Raw genomic sequence first — 16,129 nt, 5'->3', positions numbered from 1 at the left:
AAATACATTTTTGAGGCGATTTTTATCGGGTTCTCTATTTGAGCGAAGCATATTATTGATGGATAGTGGGCGCAATTTCGAATTCAATTTGCGCTGTGCCGCGGTAGGAATTCGACGGTAAAAAGAACTATACCAAGCATCCCAAAATAGGATTGCAACAACTTATAGATAATATTCGATGACGACGCTAGCGACTAAAGCGATTGAACAAGGTAATAGAAAGGTTGTAAAAAAGATAATGACATATATTTTTTGAAATTATTTAATAATATCCATCACAAGCTCAACCCGCAGCAAGATATGACAAAAATACTATAAAATCAAAATTATACTTATCAATCGCAAATATTCATCTTGTAAGCATGCTATTAGATTCTTTCCTCATCCAAGTATATTTACTAAGCAGCATCGATAAGCCTCTAGCTCAACATAATGCAATGCTGTTTATTGGTGTCAATAACAGGCCATGGGCGATATCGCATATGATTGCTGGCAGTAAAATAGCCACATTAATAACCAGAAATTTTATTCAGTCAAAAGTATTAACTTAATTAATATTAACCATGACTGTGTGAATGAACGAAATAGCTCAATATTAATATTATTCCGCTTGATAGAACCCAGCCCTGATAGCCGCTAATAAAAAAGCACAACCCAATTAAGTTGTGCCTTTTAGATTAAATACTGAAGCGATATTGAGCCAATATCAGCTCTGCTTTTCGACCTTATTGATGCTACCTTTATAACCTGTGGCATCGACGGCGGTAATCAACTTATCGAGGTTAAAATCATCGGCGACTGTGACCACAGCCTGCTCGGTTTTCAGGTTCGCCTTGGCTTTGATCACCCCATCGGTTTTGCGCAGCGCTTGATTAACGACGGTAACACACAGTGGGCAGGTCATGCCTTTAACATCGAGTGTCACCTGCACGTTATCCGCCCAAGTGAATGGGGTAAACCCCAACGATGTGATGAGCACAAGTCGTGCAATACGTGATAGTGGCTTCATTCGAACACCTCAAGTAGCCAAGGTAAAACAAAGGGATACAGTTGGAACGCCAGCACAATAGGCACAGTCAGCCAATAGGCTAATAGCATTTGTCCTCGGCTAAATGTACCGGTACAGAGCGGCTTTTTCGCAAAGTACAAGCGCCAAAAACCCAGCAAGATCAACCCTGTTGATAGGAGCAACATGGGTACTTGTAACCAAGCTAAACTCGATAACCCCGACAGCCCCGCCGCAGACACGCCAAACACTAAATAGATTAAGGGCGCGATGCAGCAAAGGCTAGAGGCAACCGCCGCAACAACGGCGGCGGCCATGGTGGCAAGCAGCGGTTTAGCGCTGCTCGCTTGACTTGTAGTCATAGGCAAAGACTTTTGGCTCATAGTAATTAACAGGATCGCCGTCCACTTCGGCATAGGGATAACCAAAATTGTTCAGTGGAGTCTGCTCCGCCACGGGGAATAAGTCAAAGTCGCGGCCATAGTTAAAGCCAACCCAATTCATTTCCCAGTTACCAAACAGGTAATCATTCACCGCTTGTACCGCAGGGTCGCTATGTTCCTTCTTCTCAGTGAGGCGCATTTTAGTCACATCTGCAGGGTCGGCGGGTAACCAACCATAACCCGCTAAGTAGAACATGGCACGGCAATGTTGACCACCCGTCACATCGGCAAAGCCATTATCATCAGCGCTGCCAAAGGCTTTTTTGGAATAATGGCCCATTTTGATAGCTTGCCCTAGACGAATACCAAACATTTCACGGGCAGGCACACCGACAGCGCGCATCAGCGCCACAAATACTGAGTTGATATCGGTACACTTACCGCCGAGTTTGCCACTTTCAAGAATGGCGGCCACATCGCCACTGCCACAACCTATGACATCGTTATCACGATACATGTTGGCGCTCACCCAGTTGTAAATTAACTGTGCTTGCTTAAGCGGCTCGGTTTCTTTGCCCACAATCTTATCCGCCGTTTGCTTCACAATACCGTCTACTGGCATATGCTTGGTTGGCTTAAGATAAATGGCGACGTCGGCAGGATACTCAGGCTTAGCTGGCGCACGGTAATGGGTCAACTCGCCACTTTTAACGGGTTCCCAATCTTGGGTTTCTATCACTAATTCTAGTGTTAGGGTCATCTTGCCCTTGGCATCGGGCCAAGTGGCAAACAGAGTTTTAGCGCCATAGTGGTTATTGGCACTGATATAGGCATCTTGATAAGTCCCGCTAAAGTTAAGTTTTTCAACCTGCTGGAAAGCCGTGTTTTCAGGAAGTGGCACCCATAACTTCACCACGCCAGCAGAGCCTTCTGGCGCGACGAGCTGATAGGTATTGGTTAAGGTAAAACGACGGCGACCACAGGTTTTATCGGCCATCGCATGGGCTTGCGTCGACGCCGCCAACACTGGCATCACGGTTCCTGCCGCCGACAAAATGGCTGCACCCTTTAAAAAATCACGTCTTTGCATTAGGCATTCCTTAGTTTGATAAGCATTAGAAAAAAAGATACCACTAAAGTAGTTGCCAAGGATTATAGAAAGTTATCGATCGGGCACAATCACCAAATTTCATCCAGCGCGAACAGCATGACAAAAACCACTACCAGCGCACAGAGTCCCCCATTGCCAAGGGGACAACTAAGACAATTTGTCCCAATCCCAGACAAAAAAACAGGCACAGCACGACTGCCATACCTGTTTGTAAAGGAGGTAAATCATTAACTAAAGGCAAGCAGAGGAGAGACGCATAACAGCAAGCCGGTGACGATAATGATATACAGCGACACCCCTTTATATTTATGCAGCGCAGGCACTTGATAGACCAAATAGGCCGGGATCAAACAGCCCACTAAACCGAAGATTGGACTACAGATAGAGGTAAAACTCAGCACAGGGGCATTTAATACAATCGCGCCCCACGACAGCAAAATAGTAAAGATCATAATGCCGTAACCCACTAACGACTTATTGATCCGCTCTTCGGGCATCACTCGGCGCAGCATATTCATGGTCAATCCCTGACACGCCTCTCTAAACCCTAAATACACACCAAAATAAGCCGTCATTACCGCAAAGATATTTAAGGTCAAGCTAAGCAGTTTTAAGGTTTGTCCTGGCATGCCCTGGGCCACCATGGCTAAAGCGGAGATATTTTCATGGGAAGCGCGCACCGCCTGCTCATGCCCCATGGCGAGAGTAAAAGACACAGCGTAGAAAAACACCACCACAAACAACACCCCAAAGGCAATGTTCATCGCACGCATCGCCTTAAAGCGGGCAACGGCAAGGGATTTTTCCCGCGAGCGGTATGAGATCACCATAGGGCTTAAACTTTGGATAAATAGAATCGATGTCAGCGTAAAGGGCAACATCACAATCGCATCCTTTAGCCAATCACCGGCGCTGGGTACGCTACCGATATTATTGATATCCCACTTATCGACCATCATCAGCCCCAGCACCGCCACTACCCCAAGCTTAGTCAGCACCATAAAGGTGGAGATCTTAAATAACAGGTTTTCACCACGGGAGGCCAATGCGACTAAACCGCAGATCAGCGCTAGACCATAGAAGGGGTTTTCAGACAACAATGACGTGGTCGCGCCAAAGCTTTGTAAAAAGGAGGCACTATCATTAGTGATGGCCGTGGAATACACAAACACCCAAATCACCAACATAATGAAGTACAAGCCGCCGAGTAAGATGCCCCAGTTTTTGCCCAGATACCCCGAAATCACACTCGGATAATCCTTACATTCGGGCGACTCGGCCAAGGTATTGATAAATAATCGCTGAAACAAATACATGGCTGGATAACCAATCACGCTGGAGAGCAAAAATACCCATAAGCCCATCAACCCCACCTGCACTGGCAAAAATACGATCCCGGCGCCAATCGCCATGCCAATACTCATAATGATCCAGCCCCAATCCGTACTATCGAAGCGGGTATCCTCTTTCCATTGTGCCGCCGTTAGCCTTGCATCCATATCTCATCCTAACCGAGTTGATGTTATTTTTTGCAAATATATTTGAACAAAACAAACTCAGCAAACAAAATACTCAACTTTTGTTGAACAAAGTGCCGTCGCTCACAATTCAGTCCAAAACCCGCCGAAAGACGCATAAACTCGTCTTTACGGCATGAAACATTAAAAAATAATTGCAACCAAACCAAAATATGCAAATAATATTGCACATAGAAATTCAACAGCATTCAATTTTATTTGCAGATTGGAGAGATAATGAAAAGCATCATTCATGCAGAACGTGCCCCAGCCGCGATTGGCCCTTATTCCCACGGCACCAGTTATGGCAACCTGATTTTTACCTCTGGACAACTGCCTGTATGCAAAGAGAAAGGCGGCGTTGTCGATGGCGGGATCAGCGAACAATCTGTGCAATGCCTTGAGAATCTGAAATACGTGATTGAAGCCGGTGGTGGCAGCCTAGAAACCGTGCTTAAAACCACCTGTTACTTGAGTGAGATCAGTGACTTTGCCGCCTTTAATGAAGTCTATAAAACCTACTTCAAAACCGACTGCCCTGCCCGTAGCTGTTTTGCGGTAAAAGATCTTCCACTGGGTGTCAAAGTGGAAGTAGAAGCCATCGCCCACGTTCACGCATAAATTGGTAAGGTTGTAGCCCGATGAAACCTCTATGGCAGCAATACATTCAGATCATTAACCAAGTGGTTAAACCCGCCTTAGGCTGTACCGAGCCGATTGCCGCGGCCTATGCGGCGGCTGTAGCACGCACCTTATTACCGGTAGAACCCGAGTCAATTGCGGTGCAAGTTTCTGATAACTTGTATAAAAACTCGATGGGCGTTTATGTCCCAGGCACAGGTAAAATCGGTCTTGCTATCGCCGCAGCCGCAGGCGCGCTTGCAGGCAATGCCGATGCGGGATTAGAAGTCTTGGCCAACGTGACACCTGAACAAGTGGCACAGGCGCAAACCCTTATCGATGCGGGAAAAGTGAAGGTCGAACGTACCGAGACCGACGAATTTATCTATTGCTGCGTGAGCTTAACCGCCGGCGAACAAGAAGCCATGGTGAAAATCTGCGGCGGCCATACCTTAATTGCCGAGAAGCGCTTAAATGGTGAGTTAGTCTTTACCGCCGATAGCGCCCAAACCAAGGCCACAGGCTCAATCTGCGACGGCGTCGATATCAATATTGAATCGATTTACCGCTTCGCCCAAGAAGTGCCCTTCGAAGAAATCCAATTTATTCTTAAAGCCTCGGAATTAAACAGTAAATTATCCGATGAAGGCATGTCCAAACCCTATGGCTTGGAAGTCGGTCGAACCATGAAGAACGGCATTGCCGCAGGGATCATCGGTGAGGACTTACTCAATAAGATTGTGATGCTCACCGCTGCGGCTTCGGATGCGCGTATGGGCGGTGCCAATCTGCCCGCCATGAGCAATTTAGGCAGTGGTAACCAAGGGATTGCGGCGACAATCCCTGTAGTGATCACCGCCCAGTGTTATAAAGTCAGCGAAGAGAAGCTAGCTCGCGCGCTGATCATGAGCCACCTCGGGGCGATTTATATCAAGTCCCACTATCCGCCGTTATCGGCATTCTGTGGCAATACGGTCACCAGTGCCGCCGCCTCTATGGCCATGGTGTATTTAGCGGGCGGCAGTTTCGAGCAATCCTGCTTTGCGATTCAAAACGTCATCAGCGATAGCTCAGGCATGGTCTGTGATGGTGCCAAAGCCTCCTGCGCGATGAAGGTCAGTACCTCATCGAGTGCGGCGGTGCGATCCTTCTTAATGGCGCTCAACAGCCAAAACGTTTCAGGCCAAGGTATCATCGCCAAAGATGTTGAGAAAACCATTAAGAACATAGGCAAGATGGTACTAAATGGCATGTCATCTACGGATGTCACTATCATTAACATCATGTCTGAATAAGACGGTTATTCCTGATAAGCTGCTGAAAAAGGCCGAATATTGTGAAATTGCAAGACTTAACCCAAAGCGATCTGGATATACTCAAGTCCATCGAAAATATCGTCGATGGGATTGCCGCCATGTATGGCCAACATACAGAGGTTGTGCTGCACAGCTTAGATGCTAAGCACCCTTCTGTGATCAAAATTGCCAATGGTCATGTCACTGGCCGTGAGGTCGGTGCGCCCATCACGAACCTGGCCTTGCTTAAGCTCAAAACGGGTCAGGATATTTCCAACTCTTACCTTACCAAGTGTGCCAACGGTAAGACATTACGTTCGATAACCACAGTGATCCGTAATCCTAAAAACCTGCCGATTGGGTTGCTGTGCATCAATACCGATATGGATGCGCCGCTGCAATCTGTGCTGCGCACTATGATGCCAGAGCAGCTCCTCGGCAGCGAATTGACCAGTTCGCCCGAGGTGTTTGCGCGCAATATTGATGAGGCGCTGCACAGCACTATCGATAGTGTTAACCACGAGGTGCGTGCGAATCCTGCGATTTCCCCTTCACAAAAGAGTCGCGAAATTGTCAATCAACTCCATGAGTTAGGGATTTTCGAACTCAAGGATAGCGCCCAAGTGGCCGCCACGCGATTAGGGATTTCAGTGCATTCCATTTACCGCTATTTGCGTGAAATTAAAGCCAATCAGGCGGAAAGCGAGAAAAGCCTCGCTTAAAAACAAAAGGGCTAAGATGTTCATCTTAGCCCTTTGTTTTTATCAGCTTGCTAGCTTCAAATGGGATTGCTCATTGGCTTAGAGCACATTACTCGCTCTACCTGTTACATCCCAAGCCTGTACCGTGCCATCGTCCATTAGGGCAATCACATCCAGTAAATTACTGCGAATATCGCGCATGTGACTCAAATCAACGGCTTGCTTATCTAGCGTCACCGCGGGATCTTCCCGCATCCATACTGCAATCGAGCCATCTTGGCGTTTAACCGTAAAGCCTAACCCCGTAGGGAAAATATCCGTTGCTTGAGTAATGTCAGTTTTGGGGCCAGAGTGGCCATCAACCACAGTGCCATCCTGCTTTAAAAAGGCAAACTCACGTTCATAAGTCACCACTTTGCTTACCTGAGTGACCTCTTGATAACGCGGCTGGTTTTCTGCCAATTCCCATCCTTCCCAAGCGATAGCCGTATTATCCCTACGTAGCGCGACAAATCCTTCATCAATGGGATAAACCTTATGCACGCTTTGTAACTTATCCTTAAGGACTGTCGTATCAGCACCATGGTATTTACTGCCCCAAACGATAAGTTGACGACCTATGGTTAAGGCGGCAAACGTGTCATTATTGGCAAAAATATCAATCACTTTATTGGCGCGATTTGGGCGAGATAAACGAGCAGGGAATGGCACATCATACTCAGTTAACTCCCCTTCCCCCCACGCATAAACACTACCGTCAGCCAGTAACGCCGCAAAGCCATTTTTAGAAGGAACAACTTTCACGGCAGGCGCAAGCTGGCTAAGCTTTGCCACTTGCTCACGGACTTTTTGATCCTCTCTTACCTTCCCCCATGACACCAATCTGCCCGTCGCAGTCATCGCGGTAAAAGCATCATCGTTAGCATAGAGTAGTTTCACATTGTTAAGCTCTGAGGCGACTTCGCGACTATCGCCACCATAATTAGCCTGCCCCCATGTCACTACTGTTCCATCCCGTTTTAAGGCGGCAAAAGCCCGATAGTTAACAGATACAGACACGACGTTAGTCATCGCAGGCGCGGCGTGCTTACCAGAGCTTAGCTCGGCAGTTGATGCATCTTCAAAAGACCAACTGACGACACTTCCATCTTGCTTAATGGCGGCATAGAGCCCCTTAGCCACAACAAAATCGCGCACATCATGCAGTACAGGTCTCACTCCTCGAGTCCAAGGCATAGTTTCATCCCCCATTCCCCAAGGGATCAGTTTGTGGTCATGGGTTAACGCGGCAAAGCCGCAGGTATCCTCTGCCGCATACAGCTGTTTGACATTAAGTAGAGGCTCGGCGGCGTTATTGCTATCGCCACCACACTCGCCATCACCCCATGTGACTACAGTACCGTCTCGTTTGAGCGCCGCAAATGCATTGAGATTGCTGTAGATTTGACTCACATCGGCTAATTCTGCAGGCATAGGGATTTTGGACGAAGTCTCAGCAATCTCAGGGGTGTTTGGCTCATGAATCAAGACATTATTCGCGAAAGCGGGTGTTCTGTGAGCCTGAATAGTGTCAGAAATTTGCTGCTTTAACTCTGGGGATATTTCAGAATCTTGCTTATCTATGATTAAGTTAACCACATGACCTAAGGCAAAAATGGCTAGCGCCACGCCAACCCAGGGGACCTGTTTTTTTTCCACAACTATATCCTTATCGTAACTGCAAACTCTCACTGAGTTTAAACGGATGCACAACATCGACTGCGTGCACTCTGAGGCGCGATTGTAACTTAACGGACCAGCAAAATAACATTGCCCAAAAGTCGAGTACATTCCATCGGCCTTAAAACATAAAAGCAGCGAATATCGCTGCTTTTATTTATATCATCCACAGGATTGGCTTAATCCCGTTTGCCGACCTTCTCTAAACCCCAAACTAAGGCGATGGCCGCCAACATACACACAACAGCTAACATCAGCTGTGAAGGTTGGCCCGTCACTTGTTCAAAATTCAGCGGCGAAATATTTTGCTCCAATAACGGCACTTGTTCACCGTGGGAGTTAGTACGCCAGGTTAAGGTTTGTTTCCAAGGCCAAATTTTACCTAAGGTGCCGAGCATCAAGCCCGTGAGAAACACTACGGTCGCATCATGGTATTTACGCAGCAAGGCCGAGAGTAAATGGCTAAAGCTTAAAATCCCCAGCAAAGCGCCAACGGCAAAACAGGCCAAGATATCGATTTGGATATTTTTTGCCGCCGCGAGTACCACTGGATATAAGCCGAGCAGTAATAAGATAAAACTGCCCGAAATCCCCGGTAATACCATGGCACAAATGGCAATCGCACCGCCGAAGAAAATATTTAAATAGCTGGCCTCGACCGATACAGGGTTCAGTACAGTGATCACCCAAGCAGCCAGAACCCCTAAGGCAAATAATCCCAAACGCGCCAGCGTAAAACCACTCACCTGTTTAAGCATGTGCACCACAGAGATGATGATGAGGCCAAAGAAGAATGACCAAATCGGAATGGGATGTGCCACCAGCAACCAAGAAATCAGTTTAGCGAAGGTAAAAATACTGGTCAGGATGCCCGCTAATAGGCTCAGTAAAAATCCACCATTAATATGTTCAAACGCGCCTTTAATCCCCTGCGACTTAATCACGCCCCAAAGTGACGGATTAATACGCTTAACGCTTTCGAGCAGGGTATCGAGAATACCGGTGATAAAGGCGATAGTGCCACCCGAAACCCCAGGCACCACATCGGCGGCCCCATGGCCATTCCCTTAAAATAGGTCAGCAAATATTTCACTGTGAGTCCTTGTAGTTAAATCATTATGACGTGTCATTGATGACAAATTTGTCGTGATTATACGGTGTTAGCGTAAAAACCGCGAAATGAAGTTTACTTAATTCGGCCGACTGGCATTTAATGTTATCCCAATGTTACACTCATCCGACCAGAAAGAAACAGGCACGCCGCTAAGCATTAAAAAATATCAGCGGCCCAAGACTAACACCTTAAGTTTGCACTCCGATGAAGGATAACCATGAGCCCTAACGCACAAACCCCAAACGCTAAGCCCAATAAGGTTCTCGCGCTCTACCATAAAACCCAAGGCTTACCCTTTGGCCAAAAAATCTTTTCCATCATGGTATCACGCATGGCGCCTTATTTTGGCACCATCAAACCACTGATCACTGAATTACGCCTTAACCGCTGCGCTTGCCTGATTAAAAAACGTCATGCCGTTCATAACCATATAAAAACCGTGCATGTTATCGCCATCTGTAACGGCTTAGAAATGGCGATGGGCGTGATGGCCGAAGCATCGATTCCAGCCCATCTGCGTTGGATCCCTAAGGGCATGAGCCTCGATTACACCGCCAAGGCGGGCAGTGATATTTTATGTGTTGCCGAAGTCACGCCAGAGCAGTGGACGCCCGGCGATATGTTGGTGCCCGTTACCGCCTACGACACCCAAGGCGTGGTGGTCGTGAAGGGGCATATCAAGTTATGGATTTCAGAAAAGCCGCAAAAGTAAATCAGGCTTAATCATCAATCGAAATCACCACTTAGGTTGTCTTGCTCAATGCTTGCGGGCTGCTATGCTAAGCCAAACAACCTAAGATAGGGGTGCGAAATGGATGAATTTTTACAGGCCGCCATTGATGAAGCCAAACAAGGATTAGCCGAAGGCGGTATCCCCATTGGTTCAGTATTAGTAATCGACGGAAAAATTGTCGCCCGCGGCCATAACAAACGCGTGCAACAAGGCAGCGCGGTGCTGCATGCCGAGATGGATTGCCTTGAAAATGCTGGCAGATTGACCGCCGCCGATTATCAAAAGGCCACGCTCTATTCGACCCTCTCACCCTGCGATATGTGTAGTGGCGCGATTTTACTCTACGGTATTCCTAAGGTAGTGGTCGGTGAAAATGTCACCTTTCAAGGACCGGAGGCCTATGTACAGTCGCGCGGAGTAGAGGTGACAGTGGTAGACAATCAAGAGTGCAAGCAGTTAATGCGCGATTTTATCGCCGCCAAGCCACAGCTATGGAACGAAGATATTGGTGAATAGCCAATATCTTTCAAAGCGATCCTCGCGCCTAACGTTTTAATTAGTTGAGTGTTCCTTGGTTTGAGCGCCTATTAAGCTAACGCCTTGTATTATCAACTCGAATCACGCCGAGCTGACTCGGCTAACTTTCCCCAATAGCAAAAGGATGACTGCTATCAAACCTATCACTCAAGCAGCCAAGGACCCTTGGGGAAATCCCGTCGATGCGACTCACATGCCCCATCAACCAATCCCAATTGGACGTAATGCCAACCTCGATGCAATACGAGGGTTAGCGGTATTGGGGATATTTTTTATGAATATCTATTTTATGGGGATCAGCTTTTATGGCTATGCGCCCCATCAAATCCCATTGCTCTCGGACCAAGTGCTCGAAGCCTTTAGCAATTTCTTTATTGAAGGGCGCTTTATCAGCCTGTTTTCCATCTTATTTGGTGTCGGGCTTTATATTCAGTACCAACGATTTAGCGATAAAGGCTTAGCGGCCTATTCGCTGCTGCGTTCACGCTTGAAATGGTTGATTGTCTTTGGCCTGATCCACGGCATCATTATCTGGCCCGGTGATATTTTACTGACCTATGGGATCAGCGGCTTTTTAGCACTCTGCTACCGAGATGCCAGCATCGCCGAGTTAAAACGTAAGGCCAATATTTTTATTTTCAGCTCGTTAGTGGTTATCTGCTTAATCAGCATCATGGGCAGTGACGAACTATTTACCCGCGAATCGCCCTTATTCGCCGAGCAATACAGCGCTTGGACATCGAGTTATAGCAATCAATTGCTTCTGCATGTGATGCAGGTCGGTTACATGGCGCTGGTTATTCCCTTTACACTAATGTGGTTCACGGGTGGCCTGATGCTACTCGGTATGGCGCTCTATGGACAAGGTAGCTTCGAGCAGGGGTTTGAGCGTAACACCTTAATCAAGCTGGTTTTAGCCAGCTTAGTGCTCTCAGCGCTAGATACCCTGCTCAGTTTAACTCAAAACCCGATACTGGTGATGTTTTCGGACATTTTAGTCATGCTAAGTGCTATCCCTACGGCACTGATTTACATCCATATATTGGTTAGAATCTGCCAAAACCGCTCGGCGGTGCTAAGGCCTTTGCAAAATGTCGGCAAACTCGCCTTTAGCCTGTATATATTGCAATCCATTGTCGGGGTGTTTATCTTTCGCCACTTTGCCCCCGAGTTACTATTAACACTCGATAGAAGCGGCTATATTGCGATAGCGCTGGGTTACTCGCTGCTACAATTACTACTCGCAAGCTTGTATTTACGCTACTTTAACCAAGGGCCACTCGAAAAACTCTGGCGCCAGCTCGCCTTTAAGTCCATCAACGCTAGTAGCCATTTGAACTCGAACAATGAACAACAAAAGAGCCAATAAAACGCCGTCCGCTCCAGTACATGAACGAAAAGCGACTCAAAGAAGAGTGACTCAATCTAGAACCACAAAATCAAGAGCCGCTAAGCCCAGAGCCGTGCGCTCGCGTCAGAGTTCGATGCCTTTGTTATTAGCGCTGGTTTTTCTGGCGATGTTAATCGGCGCCGCTTGGTGGCACATGCTGCCCATCGCGATTGTGGGTTTATATCTGCTGCTGAGTTTATGCACCTTTATCGCCTACGCCTTCGACAAATCGGCGGCGCGTAAAGGCCGCTGGCGCACCAAGGAAAGCACCCTGCATCTAATGTCTCTCCTCGGTGGTTGGCCCGGCGCACTGTTTGCCCAGCAGCTACTACGGCATAAATCGGTCAAAGCCGCCTTTCGCCAACTGTTTTGGCTTACGGTCGTGACCAACTTAGCCCTGCTGGGTTATGGGATCCAAACGGGCTTCATGGATAGATTGATTTAACCGTCACGTTAATTCGTTTCTATTTCAATCAATTGCTCGACAACTCTTAACGCTTGCATAGCAGCACCTGTGTCGCCGCGCAGCTGCGCCGACACTATGGCGCCTTCCTTCAATAGGCATAGGGTATCGACAAGATAAGCCGCTTTTGCCTCGGACAAGCCCAAGGCCGCCACTTGCTGACCGATTAAATCTGCCACCCGCTGTTTATGCTCGGCGCACAAACGATGCACTGGATGGCTGGCATCGGTAAATTCGGCACTCACATTGATAAAAAAACAGCCCCGAAACTCACACAACTGCGGCACTCTTTGATTAAACCAGTCATCGAGCGCCATAAATAACGCGCGGATCCCCGCCTTACCCGTCTCGGCCGCCTGCACTCGCTCGCTTAACCATTGATAAAACACTTGGTCGCGGTACAGCACCACAGCTTCGACCAACTCATCCTTACTGGCAAAATGATGGTACAAGGTTTTTTTGGCAATCGCCGATTCCTGCAAAATCTGGTTAATGCCTACCCCATGTACGCTCTGAAAATAAAACAGTTTAAATGCAGTGCTGATGAGCTGTTGACGTTTATCTAAGGGTATATCTGACAACACTTCGGGTTGCGGCATATCGCCTTCCTCTGCAATTAGGATTTAAACGTATCTTCTCACAGGTAGACAACTCAGTCTACCAATGCGATGATATCAAGTAGACAGACTGGTCTACCCGTTAAAGATTCAACACAATTAAGTGCAACGCGGCCACTGGGATAGAGTCAACGGGCAACTCAACACTGCCCTCCCAAAGCCGCAGCCATTGATATTCACCATATAAACCATAGCCCTTGCGCGATAGCCAAGTTGGGCTCAAAGGACAGATAATGAAAGTGATAAGCCAACAGCAATTAAAATCGGCACTGCTCGCAGGCATAGGTGCCATGTTATGTATCAGTGCCTTAGCAAGCTTGGAGCAAATGAGTTCGCACCTGTTGTGGCTGATGGCCCCTTTTGGCGCCACTATGGTGATTTTATTTGCCCTTCCCGATAGCCCATTGGCGCAGCCAAGAAACATTGTCTGCGGCCACCTACTCACCAGTCTGATAGGACTTATCATCCTTCACAGTGTGGGCGTCTCGCCGCTGAGTTTAGGGTTGGCCGTAGGGGCGGGAATCGCATTGATGATGCTGACCCACACAGTGCATCCTCCTGCAGGAGCAAACCCGCTAGTTATTATGCTGACCGCGCAAGGGTGGGACTTTTTATATTCGCCGGTCGCCAGTGGTCTGGTGCTAATCCTATCCTTTGGCTGGCTGTATCATAATCTGCTGTGTCGACGCCCCTATCCGCAGAAATGGTTTTAAGCAGCGTCAAAACACTAAAACCTTAACGTGTTAACACATTCAGGCGTGAAGTGGCTAAAAAAAGAGAATAAAGAACAGGATAAAAATAAAGGGCAAGTGAGATTGCCCTGTATCAAAACTGCTCACTTTAAACTTAAAACCAGCTTAGGGCGATACTGATAATCACCCCGGTTATCAGCAACTGCATTAAACAGAACCCCATGATATCCCTCGCCTTTAATCCGGCGATTGCCAGCACTGGCAGCGCCCAGAAAGGCTGAATAAGGTTAGTCCACGCATCACCCCAAGCCACAGCCATGGCAACCCGTGCCACATCGGCGCCCAAGGCTTCGGCCGCAGGCAACATAATCGGCGCCTGCACTGCCCATTGTCCGCCCCCCGAAGGCACGAAAATATTCACAATCCCTGCACTGATAAAGCTCCAAAATGGCAGGCTTTCGGCGCTGGCGATGGCCACAAAACCTTCGGAAATACTCTGGGCTAACCCCGATTGCACCATCACCGCCATAATGCCGGCGTAAAAAGGAAACTGGATGACGATACCCGCGCCGCCTTTAATGGCCTCGTTGAGACTCAGTAATAAACTGCGTGGCGTTTGATGTAGCACTATGGCGAGGAATAAAAATAAGAAATTGACTAGGTTAAGGTTTAAGCTGCCGCCCTGCACCGCAAAGTAATAGCCTAAGTAAACGAGTCCCGCGCCGCCGACACTCCAACCGAGCAAGCGACTGTTTTCTAATTTATCCGCAGGGCGAGTCGTATTGGCCGTTAACTGCGCCGCTTTATCGTCTGCGCCCCCATCCTCAAGCGCCTTAGGATCGACATAAATGCAGTCTTTGTCTTCTGGCAACATAAAGCGGTTCACCAATGGCATCACCACAAATAAAATCAGCACTAACAGCAGGTTAAAGCTAGCGAAGATGGTCTCGCTGGTGGGGATAATACCGATTTGTGATTCTGAGAAATGCCCAGCAGTGGCAATAGTTAACGGAATCGAGCCCGCTAAACCGCCGTGCCAAACCACAAATCCCGAGTAAGCACTGGCGACCAATAAACGGTAATCCACACGTACTTTACGCGCTAAGGCCTTAGCGAATAAGGCGCCGACCACTAAACCAAATCCCCAGTTAATCCAACTGGCGGCGAGGGAAACCAAGGTCACTAAGATAATCGCCTGTGGCGCCGACTTGGCAAATCCTGCGATGCCATCGAGTAATTTCTTAATCGGTGGCGAGCTGGCGAGCATAAATCCCGCCACCAGCACTAATAGCATCTGCATCGAAAAACTCAGCAGCGCCCAAAAGCCATCGCCCCAGTAATTGATGACTTCGAGTGGGGTTTTCTGCTCGGCTACCACGGCCGAAATCAGCACCACTAAGGTTAAGAGCAAGACAAAGATATAAGGGTCGGGTAAATAACGGTCGACGAGCTTGACCAGAGGTTTTGCCGCTTTGGTTAACATAAGACTGTCCTTGTTTATTCTTCTTATCTGTTTTTATTGAGTTTTTGTAGAGTCTAATGTCACAGGTTAAGCGATCTCTAAAACGGGATAAAGCCTTTAGCCATTTTAAAAAAGTGAGAAAATGTAACGCGAATCATCCAGTACCGCGCCCAACTGAGGCGCTAGCCACTTCGGCTAAAAAACTGATAACATGATCAAAATTGACTGAGGTGCTCCTTAAAATGAAAATGTTACTTGCCGTTGTTGTGATTGCTGGGGTGATTTTTTACTTCTTTACCTCGATGAATAACCAAAAAGCGGCCCAAGAAAATATCCGTTTAGGTAATGAGTTTTTAGCGCAAAACAAAACCCAAGAAGGGGTGAAAACCACCGCCTCTGGATTGCAATATCAAGTGTTACAGCAAGGCACTGGCACAGTTCATCCTAAGGCGAGTGATACAGTGACTGTGCATTACCACGGCACCTTAATTGATGGCACAGTGTTCGATAGCTCGGTAGAGCGCGGCGAACCCATAGCCTTCCCACTCAATCGTGTGATTAAAGGTTGGACTGAAGGCGTGCAACTGATGGTCGAGGGCGACAAGTATCGCTTCTTTATTCCTAGCGAACTGGCCTATGGCAACCGCAGCACTGGCAAAATTGGCGGCGGTTCGGTACTGATTTTTGATGTTGAGCTGCTGAAGATAAATTAATCTTACGCTGTATTCCTTAATAAAAAGCCCTGCATTGCAGGGCTTTTTTGTCTTT

The 16,129-nt window shown here is 47.7% G+C and carries 16 protein-coding genes and 1 pseudogene; 9 read left to right on the top strand and 8 right to left on the bottom strand.

The genetic code is table 11. From position 1 onward, the window contains the following. Positions 1 to 706 precede the first annotated feature (706 nt). From ACUZ8J_RS06215 to ACUZ8J_RS06200, 4 genes are all read right to left on the bottom strand, one after another. Positions 707 to 1,009 carry a heavy-metal-associated domain-containing protein gene (locus ACUZ8J_RS06215; RefSeq protein WP_086904592.1) on the bottom strand — a complete coding sequence of 101 codons (303 nt, stop codon included), beginning with the start codon at positions 1,007 to 1,009 and terminating at the stop codon, positions 707 to 709. Next, a complete protein-coding gene (locus ACUZ8J_RS06210; protein WP_086904600.1) occupies positions 1,006 to 1,323 on the bottom strand; it encodes a hypothetical protein in 318 nt (105 codons plus the stop codon). The genes ACUZ8J_RS06215 and ACUZ8J_RS06210 overlap by 4 nt, the downstream gene beginning before the upstream one ends. A 16-nt stretch (positions 1,324 to 1,339) precedes the next feature. Further along, complete coding sequence (locus tag ACUZ8J_RS06205) at positions 1,340 to 2,479, bottom strand: transglutaminase domain-containing protein (RefSeq protein ID WP_446693355.1); 1,140 nt, start codon at positions 2,477 to 2,479, stop codon at positions 1,340 to 1,342. A gap of 248 nt (positions 2,480 to 2,727) precedes the next feature. Continuing rightward, positions 2,728 to 3,999 (bottom strand): amino acid permease, encoded by a 1,272-nt coding sequence (locus tag ACUZ8J_RS06200; protein WP_133180958.1) that lies wholly within the window; start codon positions 3,997 to 3,999, stop codon positions 2,728 to 2,730. A 255-nt stretch (positions 4,000 to 4,254) separates the two neighbouring features. On the opposite strand from ACUZ8J_RS06200, the gene ACUZ8J_RS06195 reads away from it, so the two are divergent. The 3 genes from ACUZ8J_RS06195 to ACUZ8J_RS06185 are packed head-to-tail and all read left to right on the top strand — an operon-like array spanning position 4,255 to position 6,655. Further along, positions 4,255 to 4,638: a RidA family protein gene (locus tag ACUZ8J_RS06195; RefSeq protein WP_086903343.1), complete on the top strand. Its 384-nt coding sequence runs from the start codon at positions 4,255 to 4,257 to the stop codon at positions 4,636 to 4,638. A gap of 20 nt (positions 4,639 to 4,658) precedes the next feature. Next, positions 4,659 to 5,933, top strand: coding sequence for an L-cysteine desulfidase family protein (locus ACUZ8J_RS06190; protein ID WP_086903342.1), 1,275 nt, complete (start codon positions 4,659 to 4,661; stop codon positions 5,931 to 5,933). A gap of 41 nt (positions 5,934 to 5,974) precedes the next feature. Beyond that, the gene (locus ACUZ8J_RS06185) at positions 5,975 to 6,655 is read left to right on the top strand and encodes a helix-turn-helix transcriptional regulator (protein ID WP_086903341.1); all 681 of its coding nucleotides are present in this window, start codon (positions 5,975 to 5,977) and stop codon (positions 6,653 to 6,655) included. A gap of 78 nt (positions 6,656 to 6,733) precedes the next feature. Here the strand turns inward: ACUZ8J_RS06185 and ACUZ8J_RS06180 are convergent, their stop codons facing one another. Continuing rightward, positions 6,734 to 8,332 (bottom strand): hypothetical protein, encoded by a 1,599-nt coding sequence (locus ACUZ8J_RS06180; RefSeq protein ID WP_446693354.1) that lies wholly within the window; start codon positions 8,330 to 8,332, stop codon positions 6,734 to 6,736. Positions 8,333 to 8,532: 200 nt separating this feature from the next. After that, positions 8,533 to 9,446 (bottom strand): annotated as a pseudogene (locus ACUZ8J_RS06175) (DUF368 domain-containing protein). Positions 9,447 to 9,684: 238 nt separating this feature from the next. Here ACUZ8J_RS06175 and ACUZ8J_RS06170 point away from each other — a divergent pair. From ACUZ8J_RS06170 to ACUZ8J_RS06155, 4 genes are all read left to right on the top strand, one after another. Then, entirely contained in the window at positions 9,685 to 10,179 is a 495-nt protein-coding gene (locus ACUZ8J_RS06170) for a hotdog fold domain-containing protein (RefSeq protein ID WP_011626844.1), read from the top strand. A 99-nt stretch (positions 10,180 to 10,278) separates the two neighbouring features. Next, positions 10,279 to 10,716 (top strand): nucleoside deaminase, encoded by a 438-nt coding sequence (locus ACUZ8J_RS06165; RefSeq protein WP_023268173.1) that lies wholly within the window; start codon positions 10,279 to 10,281, stop codon positions 10,714 to 10,716. Between the two features lie 145 nt (positions 10,717 to 10,861). Continuing rightward, complete coding sequence (locus ACUZ8J_RS06160; protein ID WP_446693353.1) at positions 10,862 to 12,106, top strand: DUF418 domain-containing protein; 1,245 nt, start codon at positions 10,862 to 10,864, stop codon at positions 12,104 to 12,106. Positions 12,107 to 12,221: 115 nt separating this feature from the next. Further along, positions 12,222 to 12,572 (top strand): DUF1294 domain-containing protein, encoded by a 351-nt coding sequence (locus ACUZ8J_RS06155; RefSeq protein ID WP_446693352.1) that lies wholly within the window; start codon positions 12,222 to 12,224, stop codon positions 12,570 to 12,572. Positions 12,573 to 12,580: 8 nt separating this feature from the next. On the opposite strand, the gene ACUZ8J_RS06150 is transcribed toward ACUZ8J_RS06155, so the two are convergent. Then, positions 12,581 to 13,189: a TetR/AcrR family transcriptional regulator gene (locus ACUZ8J_RS06150; protein WP_446693351.1), complete on the bottom strand. Its 609-nt coding sequence runs from the start codon at positions 13,187 to 13,189 to the stop codon at positions 12,581 to 12,583. A 251-nt stretch (positions 13,190 to 13,440) separates the two neighbouring features. Here ACUZ8J_RS06150 and ACUZ8J_RS06145 point away from each other — a divergent pair, with 251 nt between their 5' ends. Next, positions 13,441 to 13,920 carry an HPP family protein gene (locus ACUZ8J_RS06145; RefSeq protein WP_446693350.1) on the top strand — a complete coding sequence of 160 codons (480 nt, stop codon included), beginning with the start codon at positions 13,441 to 13,443 and terminating at the stop codon, positions 13,918 to 13,920. A gap of 133 nt (positions 13,921 to 14,053) precedes the next feature. On the opposite strand, the gene ACUZ8J_RS06140 is transcribed toward ACUZ8J_RS06145, so the two are convergent. Beyond that, positions 14,054 to 15,382, bottom strand: coding sequence for a short-chain fatty acid transporter (locus ACUZ8J_RS06140; protein ID WP_446693349.1), 1,329 nt, complete (start codon positions 15,380 to 15,382; stop codon positions 14,054 to 14,056). Between the two features lie 221 nt (positions 15,383 to 15,603). Between ACUZ8J_RS06140 and ACUZ8J_RS06135 the strand changes: the two genes are divergently transcribed. After that, complete coding sequence (locus tag ACUZ8J_RS06135; RefSeq protein WP_374896848.1) at positions 15,604 to 16,074, top strand: FKBP-type peptidyl-prolyl cis-trans isomerase; 471 nt, start codon at positions 15,604 to 15,606, stop codon at positions 16,072 to 16,074. Positions 16,075 to 16,129 lie beyond the last annotated feature (55 nt).

Source organism: Shewanella sp. Koi 1 (assembly GCF_052907445.1).
This window is presented reverse-complemented; position numbering and strand designations above follow the sequence as displayed.

Excerpts from the sequence above, each read along its gene's own strand:
- ACUZ8J_RS06215 (WP_086904592.1), bottom strand. The coding sequence starts at position 1,009 with ATGAAGCCACTATCACGTATTGCACGACTTGTGCTCATCACATCGTTG.
- ACUZ8J_RS06210 (WP_086904600.1), bottom strand. The coding sequence starts at position 1,323 with ATGGCCGCCGCCGTTGTTGCGGCGGTTGCCTCTAGCCTTTGCTGCATC.
- ACUZ8J_RS06205 (WP_446693355.1), bottom strand. The coding sequence starts at position 2,479 with ATGCAAAGACGTGATTTTTTAAAGGGTGCAGCCATTTTGTCGGCGGCA.
- ACUZ8J_RS06200 (WP_133180958.1), bottom strand. The coding sequence starts at position 3,999 with ATGGATGCAAGGCTAACGGCGGCACAATGGAAAGAGGATACCCGCTTC.
- ACUZ8J_RS06195 (WP_086903343.1), top strand. The coding sequence starts at position 4,255 with ATGAAAAGCATCATTCATGCAGAACGTGCCCCAGCCGCGATTGGCCCT.
- ACUZ8J_RS06190 (WP_086903342.1), top strand. The coding sequence starts at position 4,659 with ATGAAACCTCTATGGCAGCAATACATTCAGATCATTAACCAAGTGGTT.
- ACUZ8J_RS06170 (WP_011626844.1), top strand. The coding sequence starts at position 9,685 with ATGAGCCCTAACGCACAAACCCCAAACGCTAAGCCCAATAAGGTTCTC.
- ACUZ8J_RS06165 (WP_023268173.1), top strand. The coding sequence starts at position 10,279 with ATGGATGAATTTTTACAGGCCGCCATTGATGAAGCCAAACAAGGATTA.
- ACUZ8J_RS06160 (WP_446693353.1), top strand. The coding sequence starts at position 10,862 with ATGACTGCTATCAAACCTATCACTCAAGCAGCCAAGGACCCTTGGGGA.
- ACUZ8J_RS06155 (WP_446693352.1), top strand. The coding sequence starts at position 12,222 with ATGCCTTTGTTATTAGCGCTGGTTTTTCTGGCGATGTTAATCGGCGCC.
- ACUZ8J_RS06150 (WP_446693351.1), bottom strand. The coding sequence starts at position 13,189 with ATGCCGCAACCCGAAGTGTTGTCAGATATACCCTTAGATAAACGTCAA.
- ACUZ8J_RS06145 (WP_446693350.1), top strand. The coding sequence starts at position 13,441 with ATGAAAGTGATAAGCCAACAGCAATTAAAATCGGCACTGCTCGCAGGC.
- ACUZ8J_RS06140 (WP_446693349.1), bottom strand. The coding sequence starts at position 15,382 with ATGTTAACCAAAGCGGCAAAACCTCTGGTCAAGCTCGTCGACCGTTAT.
- ACUZ8J_RS06135 (WP_374896848.1), top strand. The coding sequence starts at position 15,604 with ATGAAAATGTTACTTGCCGTTGTTGTGATTGCTGGGGTGATTTTTTAC.